This is a genomic window from Nocardioides sp. (assembly GCF_047602075.1).
In the GTDB taxonomy this organism is placed as follows: domain Bacteria; phylum Actinomycetota; class Actinomycetes; order Propionibacteriales; family Nocardioidaceae; genus Nocardioides.
In genome coordinates, this window is sequence record NZ_JASGIF010000001.1 from 1,840,183 (window position 1) to 1,861,227 (window position 21,045).

Annotated in this window: 18 protein-coding genes and 1 pseudogene; 2 read left to right on the forward strand and 17 right to left on the reverse strand. The window is 69.2% G+C overall.

Going from position 1 to position 21,045, the window contains the following annotated elements; translation table 11 throughout:
* Positions 1-110: 110 nt before the first annotated feature.
* The 5 genes from QM714_RS09285 to QM714_RS09305 form a co-directional block, all read right to left on the reverse strand.
* Positions 111-1,958 carry a DUF3488 and transglutaminase-like domain-containing protein gene (locus QM714_RS09285; protein ID WP_415099735.1) on the reverse strand — a complete coding sequence of 616 codons (1,848 nt, stop codon included), beginning with the start codon at positions 1,956-1,958 and terminating at the stop codon, positions 111-113.
* Complete coding sequence (locus tag QM714_RS09290; protein ID WP_415099737.1) at positions 1,883-2,467, reverse strand: hypothetical protein; 585 nt, start codon at positions 2,465-2,467, stop codon at positions 1,883-1,885. Before QM714_RS09290 ends, QM714_RS09285 begins: the two co-directional genes overlap by 76 nt.
* The gene (locus QM714_RS09295; RefSeq protein ID WP_415099739.1) at positions 2,464-3,657 is read right to left on the reverse strand and encodes a DUF58 domain-containing protein; all 1,194 of its coding nucleotides are present in this window, start codon (positions 3,655-3,657) and stop codon (positions 2,464-2,466) included. Before QM714_RS09295 ends, QM714_RS09290 begins: the two co-directional genes overlap by 4 nt.
* Positions 3,658-3,667: 10 nt before the next feature.
* Positions 3,668-4,636 carry an AAA family ATPase gene (locus tag QM714_RS09300; RefSeq protein ID WP_415099741.1) on the reverse strand — a complete coding sequence of 323 codons (969 nt, stop codon included), beginning with the start codon at positions 4,634-4,636 and terminating at the stop codon, positions 3,668-3,670.
* Between the two features lie 66 nt (positions 4,637-4,702).
* Positions 4,703-10,834: an Ig-like domain-containing protein gene (locus QM714_RS09305; protein WP_415099743.1), complete on the reverse strand. Its 6,132-nt coding sequence runs from the start codon at positions 10,832-10,834 to the stop codon at positions 4,703-4,705.
* A 161-nt stretch (positions 10,835-10,995) separates the two neighbouring features.
* Between QM714_RS09305 and QM714_RS09310 the strand changes: the two genes are divergently transcribed.
* A complete protein-coding gene (locus QM714_RS09310) occupies positions 10,996-12,069 on the forward strand; it encodes an FHA domain-containing protein (protein WP_415099745.1) in 1,074 nt (357 codons plus the stop codon).
* Positions 12,066-13,457, forward strand: coding sequence for a serine/threonine-protein kinase (locus QM714_RS09315; protein WP_415099747.1), 1,392 nt, complete (start codon positions 12,066-12,068; stop codon positions 13,455-13,457). Before QM714_RS09310 ends, QM714_RS09315 begins: the two co-directional genes overlap by 4 nt.
* Positions 13,458-13,595: 138 nt before the next feature.
* Here the strand turns inward: QM714_RS09315 and QM714_RS09320 are convergent, their stop codons facing one another.
* From QM714_RS09320 to rplE, 12 genes and pseudogenes are all read right to left on the reverse strand, one after another.
* Positions 13,596-14,579 (reverse strand): TerC family protein, encoded by a 984-nt coding sequence (locus tag QM714_RS09320; RefSeq protein WP_415099749.1) that lies wholly within the window; start codon positions 14,577-14,579, stop codon positions 13,596-13,598.
* A 6-nt stretch (positions 14,580-14,585) separates the two neighbouring features.
* Positions 14,586-15,401, reverse strand: a complete 816-nt coding sequence (gene map / locus QM714_RS09325; protein ID WP_415099751.1) for a type I methionyl aminopeptidase — start codon at positions 15,399-15,401, stop codon at positions 14,586-14,588.
* The gene (locus QM714_RS09330; protein WP_415099753.1) at positions 15,401-15,976 is read right to left on the reverse strand and encodes an adenylate kinase; all 576 of its coding nucleotides are present in this window, start codon (positions 15,974-15,976) and stop codon (positions 15,401-15,403) included. Before QM714_RS09330 ends, map begins: the two co-directional genes overlap by 1 nt.
* Before the next feature lie 64 nt (positions 15,977-16,040).
* Positions 16,041-17,342, reverse strand: coding sequence for a preprotein translocase subunit SecY (secY, locus tag QM714_RS09335; RefSeq protein ID WP_415101038.1), 1,302 nt, complete (start codon positions 17,340-17,342; stop codon positions 16,041-16,043).
* Positions 17,343-17,504: 162 nt separating this feature from the next.
* Positions 17,505-17,945 (reverse strand): 50S ribosomal protein L15, encoded by a 441-nt coding sequence (gene rplO / locus QM714_RS09340; RefSeq protein WP_415099755.1) that lies wholly within the window; start codon positions 17,943-17,945, stop codon positions 17,505-17,507.
* A gap of 4 nt (positions 17,946-17,949) precedes the next feature.
* Positions 17,950-18,141, reverse strand: a complete 192-nt coding sequence (gene rpmD, locus QM714_RS09345; RefSeq protein ID WP_415099757.1) for a 50S ribosomal protein L30 — start codon at positions 18,139-18,141, stop codon at positions 17,950-17,952.
* Positions 18,141-18,779 carry a 30S ribosomal protein S5 gene (gene rpsE / locus QM714_RS09350; RefSeq protein ID WP_415099759.1) on the reverse strand — a complete coding sequence of 213 codons (639 nt, stop codon included), beginning with the start codon at positions 18,777-18,779 and terminating at the stop codon, positions 18,141-18,143. Before rpsE ends, rpmD begins: the two co-directional genes overlap by 1 nt.
* Positions 18,780-18,817: 38 nt before the next feature.
* Positions 18,818-19,201, reverse strand: coding sequence for a 50S ribosomal protein L18 (gene rplR / locus QM714_RS09355; protein WP_415099761.1), 384 nt, complete (start codon positions 19,199-19,201; stop codon positions 18,818-18,820).
* A gap of 3 nt (positions 19,202-19,204) precedes the next feature.
* Positions 19,205-19,748 (reverse strand): annotated as a pseudogene (rplF, locus tag QM714_RS09360) (50S ribosomal protein L6).
* Positions 19,749-19,775: 27 nt separating this feature from the next.
* On the reverse strand, positions 19,776-20,195 hold the full coding sequence (rpsH, locus tag QM714_RS09365; protein ID WP_415099763.1) for a 30S ribosomal protein S8: 420 nt from the start codon (positions 20,193-20,195) through the stop codon (positions 19,776-19,778).
* A gap of 85 nt (positions 20,196-20,280) precedes the next feature.
* A complete protein-coding gene (locus tag QM714_RS09370) occupies positions 20,281-20,466 on the reverse strand; it encodes a type Z 30S ribosomal protein S14 (protein ID WP_011757321.1) in 186 nt (61 codons plus the stop codon).
* 8 nt (positions 20,467-20,474) lie between these two features.
* Positions 20,475-21,044, reverse strand: coding sequence for a 50S ribosomal protein L5 (gene rplE, locus QM714_RS09375; protein ID WP_415099766.1), 570 nt, complete (start codon positions 21,042-21,044; stop codon positions 20,475-20,477).
* Position 21,045 lies beyond the last annotated feature (1 nt).

Here is a 21,045-nt window from a genome sequence, read left to right on the forward strand (position 1 = left end):
AGTCGATTAGCGTGATCCGGGCAGCCGCGAGGCACCACGAAACAGACCCACGTTGGGCCGACACGCCAGTTTAGAACTCCCCACCCCAATTCCCTAATCGAGGCCCGTCCCTACGAGCGGCGGAAGGTGCGCAGGCTGACGGCGGCGAGGAGGCGCCGGCTGCGGGAGGCGGCGGAAGACATCGCCCGGCGCTCTGCGGTGACGTCGCCCCAGAAGGAGTCGGCTGCACTCATCGGGGGCGGCTCGGGCCCGAAGACATAGCCGTCGGCACGCCGGGCAAGGGTGGGGGCGGTGGTAGAGGCCATCTGCACCGACTGCTCCCGGCGGGTGACCACACCGCCTGCGGCAACCGGTTGACCGAGGTCGCGGGCATGGTCGACGAGCTCACGCCAGGCTCCGGCGACCTGCGTGGAGGTGCGCGGGGAGCGGCGGCGCAGCCGGCGACGCACCGCCTTGGCAACGATGATGCCGGCAGCGAACAGGCCGAGGACGGCCAGCGGGATGCCGCCGTAGATCACCAGGGCTCGCGCCCAGCCGGGGAGCAGCGGACCCTTCTCCGGTGACGGCTTGGGGTCGTCAGACTTCGCCTTGTCCGCCTTCACGTCCACGTCCGCCTGGTCACCGGCCGTGGTCGGCGGCGGGATGGGGGCGGGCGGTGGCACGTTGGTGCCGCCGACGTTCTGCTGGCTCTCGGGCGGCAGCTTGGCGGGGCGCTGGCTGCCCATGAATGCCGAGGTCGGCAGCGTGCGCCAGGAGCCGTCCGAGACCTGGATCTCGACCCAGGCGGCGACGTCGGAGCCGCGTACGACGCCGTTGCGGGGGACGACCGCTCCCATCACGACCCGGGCAGGGACGCCGATCTGGTTGGCCAGCAGTGCCATGGTGGCGGCGTACTGCTCGTCGTTGCCGGCGATGATCGGCGAGTTGACGAACTCGGCGAGGCGGCCCTGGGAGTGGCCGGCGTGGTAGACCTGCTCAGCCGGAGCCACGCCGTCGGTGTAGCGGCCCTCCTCGCGCAGGTGGTCGGCGACCGCGAAGACCCGCTTCATCAAGGTCTTCTCGTCCTTGGACCACTCCGATGCCTGGGCCTGCAGGAACGCGGCGGCCGTGCCGGCCTCACCGACCGGGCCACCAGGCACGGAGTCGGCATCCACGTCGCCGTCGGGGATCACGGCGGTGAAGGAGTACTCGTCGCCGGGTCGCAGCCCGGCGGGTACGACGCCCGCAGACGTGGCCAGGTTGTAACGGAACGAGTCGGCCTTCGCGGTCAGGTCGGCGCTTCGGAACCGGATGCCCTGCAAGGCGCCGACGGTGGGCAGCCAGACTCCGGAGTAGCCCTCGTCGAGCTTCACGGTGACCTCGACGCGGTCGCCGGACACCGGGTTGGCGATGGTGGAAGACACCCGTTGGTAGGTGTCGTCGGAGGCGCCGGGGATCGCGTTGTTCGAGGCACCCCAGACCTTGCCGTCATAGCTGTCCAGCGTGGCGAACCGGACCAGCGTGCCCTCGGAGACGCCTCGGATCGAGAACAGGTCGGTGGTGTAGAGGTTCTCTGCTGGCGGGTTGTGCGGGATCTCGACGTAGCGGCGGAAGGACGCGAGCGGCGATGGGTAGCGGCCCACGTCGAACGGTCGGGCGATCACATCGCGCAAGATCACCCGCTGCTCGCTGGGGTCGTCGCCGCCGAGTGCGACCGGTGCTGCGGCCATGCCGGCGAGCACCAGCAGCGCGCAGGCGACCGCGGCACGCCCGAGCCGCCCCGTGCTGCCGGCGAGGTCCACGGCGGTGCGTTGGCCGCGGACGGCGATCCAGGCCAAGAGCACCACCGAGAAGGCGACCCCTTGGGCGAGCACGGACTGGGGGTGATCCAGGCCGAGCAGGATCACCACCGCCCACAGCGCAAGGAGCACGGTGGCCGGCGCGATGGCTCGCAGCCAGCGCGGTCCGGAGGCTTCCATGAGGTGGCGGCCATCGCGCCAGAGCCGGCGAGCAGGCCGAGCGCCCAAGGCAGGGTGAGCAACGGGCCGCGACCATCCACCGGCGGCAGTGTGGTGAGCAGGTCCTTCCATCCGAAGACGAGCTGATCGGTGAGCAGGCGCCACGTGTGCGGCACCGGCCAGATCGCCGACACCTCGCGCAGGCAGAGCACCCCGCCGAGCAGGTAGAACACGGCGACCGCAGCCACCGGCGACAGTGCGCGCGGCCACCGCAGATGCACCACGTATATGCCGGCGGCGGTGCCGAGCAGCAATCCGAGGAGGCCGACGACGAGGAACTGGTAGCCGTCGAAGGAGGGCGCCAACCCGGCCAGGGCGAGCGCACCGGCAGTGGCGGTGAACCCGGCGTCGACCAGGCGCACCCGCCGGGGCAGCCACCAATGGCGCTCGCGGACGACCACAGCGGCGGCACCGGCGGGGTCGGGTATCGGCCTCGGCGGCGCCACCGGCGGGGGTGCGGTGATGGTCACTGCAGGCTCCACCTCAGCAGTGCACCCAGGTCCGCCTTGTCGGCGAGGTGCAGGATTGGAACGCCGTCGGCATCGGTGGCCCGACTGTTGAGGCGACGATTCACGACCATGGCGACCCGGCGCACCTCCGGTCCGAACACGGACGCCGCGAGCCGCATCTCGGCGAAGGAGGCGCCGGGACCGGTGACCAGGAACAACAAGCTGGTGTCCGGTGCGACGCTGCCTGCCCGCTGGGCCGAGGTCGCGAGACCGGTGCGGCCCAGCCGGGCGCGACAGATCGCGTCGAGCGCCACGTGGCCGTTGTTGCCGGTGGCGGCCTGGTCCCCGCACATGAACGAGGTGTCGAACTCGTCTAAGACAGCGCGTACGGCGAGCGAGGCGGCGACCGACATGGCGATCTCGAAGTCCTCTGGGTCCGGCCAGGACTCGACCATGTCGTCGACGACGACGGTGGCATGGGAGCGGCGAGTGTCGAGATACTGGCGCACCAGCAGCTCGGTGTGTCCGGCCGCTCCCATCGCCTTGGCCGAGGACCGCCAGTGCACGTGGCGCAGGTCGTCGCCAGGGACGTACTCCCGCAGCGCGTGGAAGGCCAGGTCGCTCTGCGACAAGGCGTCGGTGGAGACTCCCTCGAGGTCGCGCAGCAGACCGGCCCCGAGCGACTCCAGCGGGACCATCTCGGGGCGGACCAGGATCTCGGGCACGTCGGTCCAGGACAGGTCGCGCGAGAAGATGCCCAACGGATCACCACGCCGGGTGATCGCCGGGCCGACCGGGATGACCCCCCGTGCCTCGGTGCGGATGGTGAAGGTCTCCTCGTGAGAGGCATCGGGGGCCAGCGCCGGCAGACCATAGCGGTGCACCCGGTCACCGACCGGGAGATCGAGCATCGAGGGCAGCATCCGGGTCGAGGCGAGGTTGGTCACCGTGACCGAACCTGCCACCGAGTCGCCGGCCACCACCCGCAGCGGCTCCAAGGACAGGTCGACCCGCACCCGGGTGCGTCCGAGCAGCAGCGGCACCGCCAGCACCAGCAGTGCCAGGCAGGCGACCGCGAGGGCGGATGCCTCTCGCCAGTGCAGCCGCGAGGCCGCCACGGCAGCGGCGATCCCCAGCCCGGCAATCACCCACCCGGTCGGGTTGACGATGCCGAGCAGCGCCCGGATCCGCCTGGTCGGCGACCTTTCCACGCCGGTTGCCTCAGGCAACTCGGTCGGTCGGCGGCGAGACGGCGTCGACGAGCCGCGAGACGACGCTCTCGATGGTGACCCCGGTGAACTGCGCCTCCGCGTCGAGCAGCAGTCGGTGGCAGAGCACCGGCTCGGCCAGCTCCTTGATGTCGTCGGGCACGACGTGGTCACGCCCGTCAGCAGCCGCCCAGGTCTTGGCGACCCGGACGAAGGCCAGACAGCCGCGAGCGGAGAGCCCGAGCTTCACGTGCGGCATGCGGCGCGACTCCTCCGCCAGCTCGGCAACGTAGGAGACCACCGCCGGGTCGACGTACACGTCGTCGGCCAGGCCGCTCATCTGCGCAATGGTCTCGGCGGTGATGGCTGGCGCCACCAGGGCGGCGCGGTCACGCACCCGTGCGTTGACGAGCAACTCGATGGTCGCCGAGCGATCGGGATAGCCCAGCGACGTCTTCATCAAGAACCGATCGAGCTGCGCCTCCGGGAGCCGGTAGGTGCCGGCCTGCTCGATCGGGTTCTGCGTGGCGATGACCATGAACGGGCGGCCAACCGGGTGTGGCTGCCCGTCGACGGTGACGCGCCCCTCTTCCATCACTTCGAGCAGGGCAGACTGAGTCTTGGGCGACGCCCGGTTGATCTCGTCGGCAAGCACGATGGAGTGGAACACCGGGCCGGGGTGGAACTCGAAGCCGCCCTTGTGCTGGTCGTAGACGGTGACGCCGGTGACGTCGGCGGGCAGCAGGTCGGGGGTGAACTGGATCCGGGCGTGGCTGCCCTGGACGGTGTTGGCCAGCGCACGTGCCAGCATCGTCTTGCCCGTGCCGGGAACGTCCTCGAGAAGGATGTGGCCCTCGGACAGCAGGCAGGTCAAGGCGAGCCGGACGGCGTGCCGCTTGCCGAGGATCGCCTTCTCCATGTTGTCGGTCAGCTGGTCGAAGGTCTGCTTGAACCAGCCGGCCTGGTCCGGGGAGATCGTCATGTCATCGCTTTCTGTTCTGGCACTTTCTGTTCTGGCGCCGCATTCAGGCTAGGGCACCGGGTGGGCTCAACCCGGCCAATCGAACCGATCGGTCGCACTGGCCGAGGAGCTCGTGCAGCTCGCCAGGACTGTCTTGCCGGGGTCGCCGAAGTAGAGGGCGGTCTGCTTGGTCGTATCGTCGGAAAGGCTCACGGTGCCGAGGTCGCCGGCGCCGTCGGCGGAGACCGAGCAGCTGACCGAACCGAAGAAGTGGTGCACCTCGAGCACGATGAATCCACAGGAGGAGTCGGTGCAGTCCGAGTCGGCATCTCCGCCGGTGTGGCAGGGGTCGTCGCCGGAGTCGTTGCACTTGTCACCGCGGCTGATATCGACCGTCGCCGGAGGCGGATCGTCGGTGGACTTCTGGAAGGTGAGCGGTCCGACCCGCCGTCCGCGGGGGGTGTCCCGGACGGTGATTCCGATGTGCTCGGTGACGGAGTAGCCGAGGTCGACGGTGCCGGTCGTCAGGGTCTGGGTGTCGACCGCGTCGACGTGCCAGGTGGTGCCGGCGCGGCGGTCGCTGGTGAAGATGACGTCGACCGGTGCGCCGTTGGGGTCGACCTCGATCTGCCAGCGCATCTCGGTGCCGTCGGTCAGCACCGGGGTGGCCTTGACCATGCCGGAGGTGAGCGGGCCGTAGGTCTGCACCTGCTGCGTGCTGGAGGTGCTGCACTGGCCACCCTCGTTGCAGACCTTGAGGACGACGTCGTGAGGCCCGTCGTTGTCGCCGACCGAGATGGTCTGCTGGACCGAGCCGGTGGCCTGCTGATTGCTCACCGGGGAGCCGTCGACCGAGATGGTCACCTTCGACTGGTCGCCGCGGGAGCTGGGCACGGTGAAGTTGAGCTGGGCCTTGGCGTCTTGGCCGGTCGCCGTCCAGGACCAGGCGCCCCACGAGAGGGGTGCGGCGATCGCTTTCCACGGATCACTGAAGTCGCTGGTCCGTGCATCCGCGCTGACGGCGGTGACCCGGTAGCGGTAGCTGCGCCCGTCGTACCGGATGCCGGGGATCCGACAGCTGGTCTCCTGAATCTTGGTGCAGCCCGAGACGTTGCGGCCCGCATCGTCGGTCAAGGTGTAGGTCAGCGCGTCCGCGGAGCCGCTGAGCACCGGTTTCCACGACACCTGCAACGTCACCGTCTCTCCCCCGGTCGGCTCGAGCGGCGTGATCACCGGCGGGTCCGGAGTGCCGGGCGATCCACTGGACTGGAGCGGTCCGGAGGTGAGCCCGGGGCCCCAGCCAGCGGAGTTGTGGGCGTAGACGGTGAACCGGTACTTCTTGTTGTTGTCCAGCGGAGCCGCGATGTAGGAGCGCGACGTCACGTAGTCCCTGTGGCCCTGCCACACGACGCGGTATTTGTCGATGTGCTTGCCGTTCAGCGTCGGTGCCGCCCACGTGATGGTGAGCTGGCCGTCGCCCAGCTTGCTGGCGCCGATCGGGCCGACGACTCCGGGAACGCCCTCGGGCTCGGCGGGCTTGGACCTGCCGCTGTAGTCCGACCAGCCGACGGCGTTGTGGGCGCGCACGGTGAAGGTGTACGCCGTCCCGTTGTCGAGGCCGGAGAACCTGCACGACGTGGTGGGGCAGGTCCGGGTCGCGCCGTTGCTCGCCTTCACCTCGTAGCGGTCGATAGGTGACCCGTTGTTGGCCGGTGCGCGCCAGCCCAGGCGCACCTCACCACTGAACTGCCCGTCACCGATCACCGGTGCACCGGGGGTGTCCGGGACGCCCAACAGGCTGACGGTCAACAGGTTGCTCGCTTGCCGGTCAGGCCGATCGGTGGCGGCGACGTCGCTCATCGTCACCCGGAAGGTGGCGCTGCCCTGCGCCGCCGCGATGGCAGAGATCCTGACCCGGTCTCCGCCGGCCTTGGTCGCGGTCACGCCTCGACCTCGGACGGCATCCACGCGCACCACGGTGGGACGGCCGTCCGGGACGCCGGGGGTCAAGTAGCGACCGAGGTCGAGGGTCCGCGACTCGCCCGCCTTGAGGTCGGTCACCGTGATCGGCGCCAGCGTGGGCGCGGGTGGCGTCGCGACCCGGACCCTGATCTTGCCGGGCTTGCTGCCGGCCGCGGTCACTAGCAGCACGCCCTCCGTGCCGGTCTTGGCCGACTCGGTGGCGGCGACCTCGATCTCACGGCCGCGGGCGGAGAGCAGCTTCAGCCCGGAGACGTCCTCGGCCCAAGACGCGCGGTAGACCAGGGATGCCAGCTGCTGAGGGGTGCTGGTGAAGACGTGGCACAGGCTGGTGACGTCTAGCGGTCGGGTCTCGCCGCTGGTCAGTGTGATCGGGGCCTCGGGGCAGGACAGGATCGGAGCCGCGTCGCCGACCTGGACCGGGATCGACAACACCACCGGCTGCCGCTCACCGCGGGCGGTCACCTCGACCATGGCTGCCCCCGGCCCGCGGTAGCCGGACGCGGCGCCGACGGTCAGGGTGTCCTGCTTGCCGGCGACGACGGTGATGAGGCCCGGCGGCGAGCCGAGCACCTGCGCGGTGGGCGCCAACCGGATCGGCCCGCCCGAGGGGTTGACGATGTAGTCGTCCAGGGACACCTTGCGCTGATCGCCGGGCCCCAGCTTGATCAGGGCCTTCGCCTTGACGTAGGGCAGCCCGGAGCCGGTCGGTGGGACGTAAAGGTTCGCGGTGGCCACACCTCCGTCGGCGTCCTCCACTCGGAACGGGATCACCCGGGCATGGTCGTCTCGGAGCACGGTGATGCGGCCGCCCGGAATCACCTTGGCGTCCGCGGCGTAGACATCGGTCACCCGGAGCTCGGAGGTAGGTCCGTCGGGGTCGTAGGCGGACTTGAGGACGTTCACCCGGACGGCAGCGGAGTCGTCGGCGTTGCCGAACGCATCAGCCACCACCGGCGGATTGTTGTACGGCTCCGCGGTGCGCACCGTGATCGTCGACTGGGTGGTGTCCACGCCGTTGGTGAGTCGATAGACAACCTCGATGTTGCGGCCCGCAGCCCGTTTGGGAGTCTGCACGAGCACCGGGCCGGCGTCGCCGGCCAAGGTCACCCCCGCCGGGGGGTCGACCAGCTCGACCGTAGCCCGATCGCCGGGAGCGACATAGTCGTTGGCCATCGGGAACACAGTCGCCCGCCGACCGGGCTCGACGGTGAGGTCGTCGGCCACCGCCAGTGGCGGCTGGGGCAGCCCGGGGGCGGTCACCGCGACCCGAGCAGTGCCCGTCGCGCGGCCACCGCGCGCATCGGTGATCAGGTAGTCGAACTCGTCGGTGCCGGTGCTGGTCGGGTAGGCCTGGTACGCGATCGAGTTCGCCCCGACCTTGACCACTCGACCGAGCGCGGGCGCCGAGCCCAGGCCGACGACCGTCACGCCGTCGCCGTCCGGGTCGATGCCCGAGCCGGGGAGCCGCAGCGTGACCGTGTCGCCGGCGACCACCCGGCCCTCGAGGATCGGCGCGACGGGCAGCTGGTTGTGCTTGGTCTCGGGGAGCACGGTCACCTTGATCCGGCCCGGCGCCGTCTCGCCCTGGGAGTTGCGGGCGACGTAGGTGATGGTGACGGTGTTCGCTGTCCGGACCCGCTCTGGTGCGACGTAGCGGACCAGGCGTCCAGACGTGAACGCCTCCCCCACTCCCTTGGCCGAGCCGTCGGATCCGGTCACCTCGAGCTGCCCGGACTTCTGGCCGGCGACGTCGCCGACCAAGGTGAGCTGGTCCCCGGAGGGGCTGAAGTCGTTGTCGAGCACCGGGATCGCGGCGCTGGAGCCCTCCCGCACACTCACCTGGTCGGTCTCGGTCACCGGGGTGTTGTCCGGCGGGACCGGACGCTGGGTGACCTGGACCTCGCCTACCGCGGTCTGCCCGCCGTTGCTGACGACGTAGCGCAGCACCTGTGCCTTCGGACGCAGCTCGCCTTCTCGCGCACTGATCCGCAGCCAGCGGCCGTCGACGACCGCGATGTCCAGCTGCCCGGACGAGAGCGCGCGGGCGGACTGCACCATCAGCACACCCCCGCCCGGATCGTCGTCATTGGCCAGCACGTCGACGATGGCCGGGGAGGTGCCGTAGAGGGTGGCGGTGTCGGGCATCGCCACCGGCCCGCGCCGCTCGCGCTGACGGACGTCGACGCGGATCTTGCCGCTGCCGAGCGGAGCTTCGCCGTACGCCGCGTCGTAGTCGAGGAAGTAGGACTTGGCCTGGGTCGCCCGGAACGAGATGGTTGCCTGGGCCAGGTCGGTCTCCACCTGGGCGCCGCGTGGACTGGTCACCTCTCCGGCGAGACGGAGCTGCGCATCGGGTGTGAGCGGATCTGCGCCGGGCAGGTCGTTGGCCAGCGGACGGATGGTCACCCGTTGACCGACCTCGGCGGTGACGATGTCCGGCTCGGCGGTGGCCGCTACCGGCTCGTCTCGATCGGGGTCCTGCACCCGGAAAGCGAGCTGCTGGGGGACCGGCTGCGACCGACCGTCGCTGACGGCATAGGTCAGCTTGACCGGTCCCGGGCGAGTCGGCGCGGTGAACCGGATCCGGCCGTCGGTCGTCGTCCGCACCGACGCTCCGGAGGTCCCCTCGGGCAAGGTCGCCGACACCACGTCGAGCGCGTCGCCGTCGGCCGGGTCACGCCAGTCACTGAGCACCGGCAAGGTGATGGTGCCACTCGGCGCCACCGGCCAAGTCTTGGCCTTGAATCCCTGGCGCAGCCGGGGTGCCTGGTTGCCCTTCTTGCGAGCGCCCACGGTGATCCGAGCATGCGCACCCACATCGCGGCGGCCGTCGGTGATGTAGTACTCGTAGGTCGCATTGCCAGAGGCGTTCGGGCCCAGTTGGAACTGCACCGTCTGACCATCCGGGCTGATCGTCGCAGGAGCCGACTGACCTGACAGCTGCTCGACCGAGCTGACCGCGAGCATCCTGCCCGCCGGAGCGGAGTCGTTGTCCAGCGGATGGGTAACGGTGGTTCGGCCGGGACGCGCGCCGAAGCTGTCGTTGCGGGCTTTCGGCGGCCGGCGGTCGCCCGGGTTGTCGTTGTGCTGCTCGGAACTCTTGTCGTTGTCGGCGTTGGGGTTGCGGAACGCCTCCCAGTTATCGATCTTGGTCGGGGCGTCGTCGATGTTCCACACCGCGCCAGAGAGCCGGTCGTTGAGCAGGATCTGGCCTCGGTTGACGCGGAACACCAAGTCGCTGGTGTGATGGTTGAGAGCGATCGTCGACGCCTCACCTCCGGCGCAGCGTGAGGAGACATAGCCTCGCCCGCCAGACCAGGCACCGAACTCGCAGGTGCCCAGCCGCACCGGCGCGGTCGGACTGCCCGACTCGACCGTGGCGATCGTCTCCAGCGCGCCGGTGGTCAGGTCCACGCTGATCAGCGCGGTCGGTGTCTCCAGCAGGACCGAGTCGGCATCGGGCCCCGGCTGCTGCAGGACCGAGCCGACGTCGACGACCGCACGGGCACCCCCGACGACCGTGAGCTGTCCGGTCGCCTGGTCGAGGATGACCGGGGTCTCGCCGACGGCGGTGACGGACGGTGCCCCTTCCAGGGGCACTGCGAGGTCTTCTGGGGTGGGGTCGGCCAGACCTGCGCCGGTGGCGGTAAGGCGAGTAAGAGTGTCGGTGCGTGCCGAGGCCACCAAGACAGTGCCGCTCTGCGTGACGGCGAGACCGGCGTTAGCTCCGGCCTGTGCCTCCGGAGTGGTGTCCCGATCAACCTCGGCCACGCTCGGCAGAGCGCCCTCCGGTTCGACCCGAGTGGCCCAGACTCGGCCGTCAGAGGTGTCCAGCACGGCGAGGGTCGAGCCGGCGAGCCACACCTGGGAGGTCTGCGGCAATTGGGCCTGCTGTCCCTCGACCGGAGTGGACGTGGTCGGGTCGATCACCGTCAGCCGCCGCGAGGTGAGGTTCTCCCCCACCACGGCGGAGCTCTGCTGAAGGATGTCGACAGTGGAGCGGCTGTCGCTGAAGACGATCGAGTCCAGTTGCCCGATCGGCTTGTTGATCCGTCCGAAGCTGCTGAGTTGGCTGTCGGTGACCCAGATGCCGCCGTCGTTGAGATCGGGCTCATGGGACTGGTAGCCCTGCGCCGAGACGGCGTACGCCACCACGCTCCCGGCTCCCAGCACCAGGGCAAGGTTCAGCGCGACGGCACCGTGCCGCCGGCGATTTCGCTCCGTCGAGCGCCTCATGACCCCTCGCAGACCATCGTCAGTGCCCGCACGAGGGTAACCCGGAAGGCAACCAACTCGGGCAAATACCGCCAGGAATGGCGGTTGGTGGGGAAGAATGAACTTTGCCTCGGGCTGGTCCAGACCGGCCACGTCCGCTACAGGATCAGGATGGAGACCTCGTGGAGACCAGTTACATCGGCGGGCCCGGTGTCCTGCTGGCGCGGAGCCGTCGTTGGCTCCTGCTGGATGCCGAGCCGCCGAGCGACCGTCTGGACGAGTGGTGGTCGCTGCTGGGGTCCTCGGGCCCAGTTCGCGAGCAGCTAGTCGGGGCGCTGGAGCAGGTCTACCCCTTGCACGAGGCGAGTCTGGTGCTGGTGGACCTGGACGACCCGGATTCACCGATCACCTGGGGCGACGGCCACGTCACCGCCGACGGTGACACCCAGATGCTGAGCGTGGGGGTGCACGGCACCGGCGTTGCCCGGCCGTTGCTCGCCGGAGTGGTGCCGGCCGCGTCCGCGGTGCTCTACGTGCCCGCCCAGACCGTTCCTGACGTGATCGACGGCATCCCCGCCGACATCCTTGCCAGCACCGCGACCACTCCGGTCGAGCGGACCTTCTTCAAGCCCGCCGACAGCTACACCGACGAGGACGAGGCCGCGACCACGGTCCCCCGCATCCCGCTGCCGGACAGCATCTTGCAGCCTCCCGGTGACCGCACCGGTGAGGACGCGGCGGCGCCGTACCTCTCCGATCAGAGCGAGCACCTGCGTCAGTCCACCCACGAGACCGTGCTGGCCGTGCACTGTCCGCAGGGGCATGTGACGCCCGCCTACACACCGACCTGCCGCGTCTGCCACACCGCAGTGCCGCCGCAGGAGCCACGCCGGATCCCACGGCCCCGGCTCGGCGGGCTGCGCCTGCCGAGCGGCGAGGTGGTGCCGCTGGACCGCGGTGTCGTGTTCGGTCGCAAGCCGGCGCCGGTGCCCGGCAGCGCGGACTGGCCGCACCTGGTCACCCTTCCGCAGGACTCCACCTATGTGTCCCGGATGCACCTGCAGATCGAGCTCGACGGCTGGCTGGTGCTCGCCCGTGACCTCGGCTCACGCGGTGGCACCACGCTGCGGGTGCCTGGACGGCTGCCCCAGCGGATCCGGGCCAACGAGCGCTACGTCTTGGAGCCGGGGCACTCGCTCGACCTCGCCGACTCCTACGAGATCGTCTACGACGCCTCGGCCGAGGACGAGCCGTGACCGCACCCCGGATTCCGGGGTATCGGGCCATCGAGCACCTGGGCACGGGCGGGTTCGCCGACGTCTTCCTCTACGAGCAGGAGTGGCCGCGGCAGAAGGTCGCGGTGAAGGTCGTCCGGCCCGACATCCCCCTCACCGAGCGCGAGAAGCAGCTCTTCGCCAGCGAGGCCGACGCGATGGCCCAACTGGCCGACCACCCCTACATCGTCACGGTGCTCAACGCGGGGACGACCGGCGACGGGCGCCCGTTCCTAGTGATGCGCTACTGCCCGCCGCCCGATCTCGGCGTACGCGTGCGGGGCAACCCGATGCCGGTCGCGGAGGCGATCAGCACCGGGATCAAGCTCGCCAGCGCGATCGAGACGGCCCACCGATCGGGAGTGCTGCACCGCGACATCAAGCCCAGCAACGTCTTGGTGACGACCTACTCCGAGCCCGCCCTCACCGACTTCGGCATCGCCGGTCGGGTGCACGAGGTCGAGGGCGACAAGGACGTGCGGATCTCCTATCCGTGGTCGCCGCCGGAGATGCTGGACGGACGCTCCAACGGCTCGGTCGCCTCCGACGTCTACTCCCTCGGCGCGACCATCTGGCATCTGCTGGTCGGTCGGTCTCCGTTCTCGATTCCCAACGGCGACAACTCCACCCGAGCGCTCAGCGCGCGCATCCTGCACGCTGCCCCGCCGGCCACGCGCCGTCCCGACGCGCCGCCGGGGCTCGACCGACTTCTCCAGCAGTGCCTGGCCAAGCAGCCGGCGTACCGCCCGCAGAGCGCGCTCGAGCTCGCCCTCAGCCTGCAACGCATCGAGGCGGCCAGCGGCTACCCGCGCACCCCGATCGCCGTCGAGGGCGACCCGGGCGGCCTGCGCTCACGAGATCCGCTCGCTCCTCCGGACGAGGACGAGACCCGGGTCAAGCCACCCACCGTCGTGTCGGGCTCGGTGCCCCGACCGATCGCCGGGGCCACTGAGCCGGAGGAGACTCGCGACCGAGGTGGTCGCGCCACAGCCGCCCTGGTCGCCCTGGTCATCGGCGCCGTCTTGGCCACCGTTGCCACCCTGATCCTGGTCGACCGCAACCGAGACCACTCCTCCGAGTCGAACCCAAGCCCCAGCACGAGCCAGACGCCGTCCGTCTTCCCCGACGCACCCAGTGAGCCACCCACCGTCAAGGGCGAGCGACATGGCGGGGTCGTCCGCTTCACCTTCGCCTACCCCGGCCAGCACAAGGACGGCGACAGCTGGCAGTGGAAGCGCACCGACACCGGCCAGAGCGGCCGGATCAAGCGGTCCGCGGTGACCGTGCGCGCAGCCGACCGGGTCTGCCTCCAGGTTCAGCTCATCCGCCAGGGGCTGTCCTCCCCCACCGCCGACACCTGCGTCGACTGACAGGTCCCCGCCGTCTGCCGCGGTGTTGTTGCGTCTGCCGCGGTCTTGTGGTGGCAAAGTGCCTCGGATACCGGGTCCCAACCCACTACAGCACCGCGGGAGATGGGCCAGAGTCACCACAGCACCGCGGCAGACGGCTCAGCGCGCCCGGCGGGCGTCGAGGCGGCCCTTGGCGAGGCTGGCGACGGCGGTGACGACGAGCGTTCCGACGATGACCACCAGGGAGGCCCAGATCGGGATCTCGGGGGCGGCGTGCACCCCGCGACCGCCGTTGATGAAGGGTAGGTCGTTCTCGTGCAGCGCGTGCAAGACGAGCTTGACGCCGATGAAGAAGAGCAGGAAGGCGAGCCCGTAGGACAGGTAGACGAGCCGTTGCAGCAGACCACCGATGAGGAAGTAGAGCTGCCGGAGCCCCATCAGGGCGAAGACGTTGGCCGTGAAGACCAGATAGGGCTCTCGGGTCAGGCCGTAGATGGCGGGGATGGAGTCCAGCGCGAACAGCAGGTCGGTCACGCCCAACGCGAGGACGACCAGCAGCATCGGCGTCATCATCCGCTTGCCGCCCTCGCAGACGAAGAAGCGGACCCCATGCCAACTCTGTGAGATCGGGAAGTGCTTGCGGACGTAGCGGATCAACCATGGCTCGTCGTATTGCGCGTCGTCCTCGTTGGCCTCACGGACCAGGCTGATCGCGGTCCAGACGAGGAACAACCCGAAGATGTAGAAGACCCAGCTGAACTGGTTGATGGCTGCGGCACCCACCCCGATGAAGATCGCGCGGAGCACTAGGGCGAGCACGATCCCGATCAGCAGCACGGTCTGCTGGTACTCACGGGGTACGGCGAACTTGCCCATGATGATGATGAAGATGAACAGGTTGTCGATGGAGAGGGAGTACTCCGTCAGCCAGCCGGCGAAGAACTCACCGCCGTACTGTCCACCGGCGAAACACCACACGCCCAGACCGAACAGGACGGCCAGCGCGACATAGACGGTCAGGTAGCGCGCACACTCGGCCATGCTCGGCTCGTGAGGGTGGCGACCCACCACGACCACGTCGAACATCAGCACCCCGACCGTGATGACCGCAGTGATCAGCCAGACCTCAAGAGTGACACCCACCCGCGATCACCGTCCCCCGCAGAGGACCCCGAGCTCGGCGAGCCGAGCCTGGCCGCCGTCGAGGGCGGTCAGCACCCACGGGCCGTCCGGCGTCCAGGTCACCGTGTGCTCGTAGTGCGCCGACCAGCTGCCGTCGGAGGTGGCGATCGTCCACTCGTCGTCCAGCTCCACGCCGTACGGCGAGCCGAGGGTCACCATCGGCTCGATGGCGAGGGCCAGGCCCCGCACGATCTTCTGCCCGCGGCCCGGACGACCGGTGTTGGGCACGTCCGGGGGCTGGTGCATCCGAGTGCCGATCCCGTGGCCGGTGAAGCCCTCCAAGATGCCGTAGTCGCCGGCCGCGCGGACCCGTGCCTCCACCGCAGCGGAGATGTCACCCACCCGGCCGCCGAGGCGGCCAGCCACGATGCCGGCCCACAGGGCCGCCTCGGTCACCTCCATCAGCGCACCGACCTCGGGGCGCACCGCCCCGACCGCCACACTGATGGCCGCGTCGCCGTGCCAGCCGTCGACGATCGCGCCACAGTCGATCGAGATCACGTCGCCGTCGACCAGCACCCGGGCTCCGGGGATGCCATGGACGACCTCGTCGTTGACCGAGGCGCAGATGCTGGCGGGGAAGGGCGGCTGGGCATAGCCCTTGAACGAGGGGATCCCGCCGCCGTCACGGATGTGCTGCTCCGCGAGCGAGTCGAGCTCGGCGGTGGTGATCCCCGGCGCTACGGCCTCGCGCAGCAACTCGAGCGTCTCTCCCACCAGATGCCCGGCACGACGCATCGCGTCGAGCTGCGCCGGGGTCTTGATCTCGACGCCGCGGACCATCAGCTCTCGGGCAGCGCGTCGAGCGCGGCGAAGATCCGTCGGGTGACTTCCTCGACCGCTCCCATGCCGTCGACCTCGACCAGCAGACCTCGCCCGCGGTAGACCTCGACCAGCGGTGCGGTCTGCTCGGCGAACACCTCCTGGCGGCGCCTGATCACGTCTTCGGTGTCGTCGGCCCGACCTTCGGTCTGCGCCCGTTGGAGGAGGCGCCCGACGATCTCGTCGCGGTCGGCGGTGAGGACGACCACCCCGTCGAGCCGGTGCCCGGTGAAGGCGATCATCCCGTCCAGCTCCTCGACCTGCGCGAGTGTGCGCGGGTAGCCGTCGAGGAGGAAGCCGCGCTCGGCGTCCGGCTCGTCGATGCGGTTGCGGACCATCAGGTTGGTGATCTCGTCGGGGACGTACTCGCCGGCGTTCATGTACTTCTGCGCCTCGACGCCCAACTCGGTGCCCCGGGTGACGTTGGCCCGGAAGATGTCGCCGGTGGAGATCGCCGGGATCTTGAAGTGCTCGGCGATGAAGACAGCCTGGGTGCCCTTGCCGGCTCCCGGCGGTCCCATGATGATCAGGCGCATGTCGTCCCCTTCGTCGTCGTCGTCCCCAGCACGGCCCGGCCTGGGTCTTCTGCGTGGGTGAAACCTATCGGAGGAAGCCCTCGTAGTTCCGCTGCTGCAACTGGCTCTCGATCTGCTTCACCGTGTCGAGGGCGACGCCCACCATGATCAGGATGGACGTGCCGCCGAACGGAAAGTTCTGATTGGCGTTGACCAGCACCAGCGCGACCAGCGGGATCAGCGCGATCACACCGAGGTAGAGGGCACCCGGGGCGGTGATCCTCGACAGCACATAGGCGAGGTACTCCTCGGTCGGCCGGCCGGCGCGGATGCCCGGGATGAAGCCGCCGTACTTCTTCATGTTGTCGGCGACCTCTTCGGGGTTGAAGGTGATCGAGACATAGAAGTAGGTGAAGAAGATGATCAGCAGGAAGTAGCCGAGCATGTAGAGCGGATGGTCGCCGCGGACCAGGTAGGTGTTCACCCAGCCCACCCAGGCAGGCGGGTTGGTGCTGGTCGCCTGGAACTGGGAGGCGAGCGCGGGGAGGTACATCAACGACGAGGCGAAGATGACCGGGATGACGCCGGCCTGGTTGACCTTGAGTGGGATGTACGTCGAACTGCCGCCGAACATCTTGCGACCCACCATCCGGCGGGCGTACTGCACCGGGATGCGGCGCTGACCCTGCTCCATGAAGATGACCGCTGCGACAACGACCAGGCCGATGACGATCACCAGACCGAAGGTCCACCAGCCTCGACCCTTCTGGACCGCCCACATCGAGGACGGGAAGCCCGAGACCACCTGGGTGAAGATCAGCAGGGACATGCCGTTGCCGATGCCGCGCTCGGTGATCAGCTCGCCGAGCCACATGATGACGGCGGTGCCGGCGGTCATCACGACGACCATCGTCAAGAACAGGCCGATGCCGTCGTTGTAGAGCAGGCTCTCGCTGCAGCCCTGGATCAGGCCACCGGAGCGGGCCAGCGCGACGATGCCGGTGGCCTGCAGCACGGCCAGGCCCAAGGTGAGATAGCGGGTGTACTGCGTGATCTTGGTCTGACCCGCCTGGCCCTCCTTCTTCAGCGCCTCCAGCCGTGGGATCACCACGACGAGCAGCTGCAAGATGATGGAGGCGGTGATGTAGGGCATGATGCCCAGCGCGAAGATGGTCAACTGCAGCAGGGCGCCGCCGGAGAACAGGTTGATCAGGGAGTAGAGACCACTGTTGTTGACCGTGTTGAGGCAGGTCTGCACGTTGCCGACGTTGACGCCAGGGGTGGGGATCTGCGATCCGAGCCGAAACACCGTGATGATGAACAGCACGAACAGCAGCTTGCGCCGCAGATCGGGTGTCCGAAACGCGTTGACGAAGGCCCGTAGCACGAGATCCTCTTTCTTGCTCACGATCGGTGGCCGCGGCCACCGACGGGACAGGGCCGTCCGGCGCTTTTCTCAGCCTCCGGCAGCCTAACAGGCACCCTGACGGCGACAGGGGCGCGGCAAGTCACGAGCCAGGCTCGTGCTGCGCGCGCCCCTCACCGAGCCTCAGAGCACCGTGGCGGTGCCGCCGGCGGCCTCGATCTTGTCCTTGGCCGATGCGGAGAACGCGTCGGCACTGACCTGGACCGCGACCGAGAGGTTGCCCTGGCCGAGGACCTTGACCGGCTGGCCCTTGCGGACCGCGCCCTTGGCGACCAGGTCCGCGACGGTGACCTCGCCGCCCTCGGGGAACAGCTCACCGAGGCGATCGAGGTTGACAACCTGGAACTCCACCTTGAAGGGGTTCTTGAAGCCCTTCAACTTCGGCAGACGCATGTGGAGGGGCATCTGGCCACCCTCGAAGGCGGCGGGCACCTGGCCGCGAGCCTTGGTGCCCTTGGTGCCCCGACCGGCGGTCTTGCCCTTCGAGGCCTCACCGCGTCCGACACGGGTTTTGGCTGTCTTGGCACCGGGCGCCGGGCGCAGGTGGTGCAATTTCAACGTCATGACGTCACTCGCCTCCCTCGACGATCTCGACCGCCACCAGATGGCGAACGGTGTGGACCATCCCCCGGATCTCGGGACGGTCCTCCTTCACGACGGTGTCACCGATCCGCTTCAGCCCCAGCGAGCGCATCGTCGCTCGCTGGTTGGGCTTGCAGCCGATCGTGGACTTCTTCTGCTGGACCTTCAGGTGTGCCATCAGTTGGCACCCCCCGCGGCAGCGGCGGCCTTCGCCTCGGCCTGGCCCTCGGCACGCGCACGCAGCAGGGCCGCAGGAGTGACCTCCTCGACCGATCGACCACGACGAGCGGCCACCGCCTCGGGCTCCTCCAGCATCCTGAGCGCCTCGACGGTGGCGTGCACGATGTTGATCTGGTTGGACGACCCGAGCGACTTGCTGAGCACGTCGTGGATGCCGGCGCACTCCAGCACGGCACGCACCGGACCACCGGCGATGACGCCAGTTCCGGGGGCGGCCGGACGCAGCAGCACCACACCGGCGGCCTTCTCGCCTTGGACCGGGTGCGGGATGGTGCCCTGGATCCGGGGGACCCGGAAGAAGTGCTTCTTGGCCTCCTCCACACCCTTGGCGATGGCGGCCGGCACCTCCTTGGCCTTGCCGTAGCCGACGCCGACCATGCCGTCGCCGTCGCCGACGACGACCAGGGCGGTGAAGCTGAACCGCCTGCCGCCCTTGACGACCTTCGCGACCCGGTTGATCGCGACGACGCGCTCGATGTAGGCGCTCTTCTCGGCCTGTCCGCGACGGTCGTCGCGGCCGCGGCGGTCGCCTTGACGCTCGCCACCCGAGCGCTGTCCGCGCTGGGCTCCGCTCATGAGATCTTCCTCTTCCCTGTTCGAGTCTTCGCGACTGCTCAGAAGGACAGGCCGCCCTCCCGGGCGGCGTCCGCGAGGGCCGCGATGCGGCCGTGGTACTTGTTGCCGGCGCGGTCGAAGACCACGCTCTCGACGCCGTTGGCCTTCGCGCGAGCGGCGACCAGTTCGCCGACCCGCTTGGCCTTGGCGGTCTTGTCACCGTCGAGGGCGCGCACATCGGCCTCCATCGACGACGCGGACACCAGGGTGTGACCCACCAGGTCGTCGACGACCTGCACCGAGATGTGCTTGCTGGTGCGGGTCACCACCAGACGGGGGCGCTCGGCGGTGCCGGACAGCTTCTTGCGTCCGCGCAGCTGCCGACGCCGGCGTGAGTGGGTGCGCGCAGCCTCGTGCTTGTGCTGCTTCAACGAGATGGCCATGGGTTACTTACCAGCCTTTCCGACCTTGCGGCGGACGTGCTCTCCGGCGTACCGCACACCCTTGCCCTTGTAGGGCTCGGGCTTGCGCAGCTTGCGGATGTTCGCAGCGACCTCGCCGACCAACTGCTTGTCGATGCCCTGGACGCCGAGCCTGGTCGGGCCCTCCACCACGAAGGTGATGCCGTCCGGAGCGTTGAACGTGATCGGGTGGGAGTAGCCGAGCTGGAACTCCAGCTGGGTCGGGCCCTTGGACAGGACGCGGTAGCCCACGCCGACGATCTCCAAGCGCTTCTCGTAGCCCTCGGTGACCCCGATCACCATGTTGTTGATCAGGGTGCGGGTGAGCCCGTGCAGCGAGCGGCTGACCCGCTCGTCGTCGGGCCGCTTGACCTCGAGGGCACCGCCCTCACCGCGCTCCACCGTGATCGGCGCAGCGACGCTGTGGCTCAGCGTGCCCTTGGGGCCCTTGACGGTCACCAAGGCGTCGTCGATCGCGACATCCACCCCGGTCGGGACCGTGATCGGAAAGCTTGCCAATGCGCGACATGCTTGTCTTCTCCTCTCGGTCTCCGGGTCACCAGACGTAGGCGAGGACTTCCCCACCCACGCCCTTCTGGTTCGCCTGACGGTCGGTGAGCAGCCCCTGGCTGGTCGAGATGATCGCGACACCCAGGCCACCGAGCACCTTGGGCAGGCCGGTGTGCTTGGCGTAGACGCGCAGACCGGGCTTGCTGATGCGGCGCACGCCGGCGATCGAGCGCTCCCGGTTGCGGCCGTACTTCAAGGTGATGGTCAGCGTCTTGCCCACGGCCGGTGAGCCGTCGGTGGCGGTGTTGTCCTGCACGTCGTAGGAGGTGATGTAGCCCTCCTGTTTGAGGATCTCCGCCACCCCTGCCTTCAGCTTGCTGTAGGGCATCGACACGGAGTCGTGGTACGCCTGGTTGGCGTTGCGCAGACGAGTCAGCATGTCTGCGATCGGGTCAGTCATCGTCATGGTGCTGTGCTTCTCTTTTCTGCTGCGGTTTCCGCCCGCGTCACGGGCCGACGGACCTACAGCGATCGTGTGTCGAGGTGATCGCTCACCAGGAGGACTTGGTCACGCCGGGCAGCTCGCCGCGGTGGGCCATCTCCCGCAGGCAGATCCGGCACAGGCCGAACTTGCGGTAGACGGCCTTGGGCCGGCCGCACCGCTGGCAGCGGGTGTAGCCGCGGACGGCGAACTTCGGCTTGCGGGCGGCCTTGACCTTCAGTGCAGTCTTCGCCATGTCAGTTCTCAGTTCTCCTTGAACGGGAAGCCGAGCTGCTTGAGCAGCGCACGGCCCTGGTCGTCGTCGTCGGCGGAGGTGACCACCGTGATGTCCATGCCGCGCTGACGGTCGACCCTGTCCTGGTCGATCTCGTGGAACATGACCTGCTCGGTCAGACCGAAGGTGTAGTTGCCACGTCCGTCGAACTGCTTCGGCGAGAGGCCACGGAAGTCGCGGATGCGGGGCAGGGCCAGCGTCAGCAGCCGGTCCAGGAACTCCCACATCCGGTCACCACGCAGCGTCACGTGGGCGCCGATCGGCATCCCCTCGCGCAGCTTGAACTGGGCGATCGACTTGCGCGCGCGGGTCACGGTCGGCTTCTGGCCGGTGATCACGGTGAGGTCGCGGACGGCGCCCTCGATCAGCTTCGAGTCACGGGCCGCCTCGCCGACGCCCATGTTCACCACGATCTTGACCAGGCCGGGAACCTGCATGATGTTGGCGATGTCGAACTCGCTGCGCAGCGCGGGGACGATCTCCTCGCGGTAGCGCGTCTTCAGCCGCGGCGCGGAGGTCGCGGTCGTCGTGTCGCTCATG

Coding starts and splice junctions, on each gene's coding strand:
- QM714_RS09285 (WP_415099735.1), bottom strand. CDS start 1,958: ATGGAAGCCTCCGGACCGCGCTGGCTGCGAGCCATCGCGCCGGCCACC.
- QM714_RS09300 (WP_415099741.1), bottom strand. CDS start 4,636: ATGACGATCTCCCCGGACCAGGCCGGCTGGTTCAAGCAGACCTTCGAC.
- QM714_RS09305 (WP_415099743.1), bottom strand. CDS start 10,834: ATGAGGCGCTCGACGGAGCGAAATCGCCGGCGGCACGGTGCCGTCGCG.
- map (WP_415099751.1), bottom strand. CDS start 15,401: ATGGTCCGCGGCGTCGAGATCAAGACCCCGGCGCAGCTCGACGCGATG.
- QM714_RS09330 (WP_415099753.1), bottom strand. CDS start 15,976: ATGCGCCTGATCATCATGGGACCGCCGGGAGCCGGCAAGGGCACCCAG.
- rplO (WP_415099755.1), bottom strand. CDS start 17,945: ATGACGTTGAAATTGCACCACCTGCGCCCGGCGCCCGGTGCCAAGACA.
- rpmD (WP_415099757.1), bottom strand. CDS start 18,141: ATGGCACACCTGAAGGTCCAGCAGAAGAAGTCCACGATCGGCTGCAAG.
- rpsE (WP_415099759.1), bottom strand. CDS start 18,779: ATGAGCGGAGCCCAGCGCGGACAGCGCTCGGGTGGCGAGCGTCAAGGC.
- rplR (WP_415099761.1), bottom strand. CDS start 19,201: ATGGCCATCTCGTTGAAGCAGCACAAGCACGAGGCTGCGCGCACCCAC.
- rpsH (WP_415099763.1), bottom strand. CDS start 20,195: ATGACGATGACTGACCCGATCGCAGACATGCTGACTCGTCTGCGCAAC.
- QM714_RS09370 (WP_011757321.1), bottom strand. CDS start 20,466: ATGGCGAAGACTGCACTGAAGGTCAAGGCCGCCCGCAAGCCGAAGTTC.
- rplE (WP_415099766.1), bottom strand. CDS start 21,044: ATGAGCGACACGACGACCGCGACCTCCGCGCCGCGGCTGAAGACGCGC.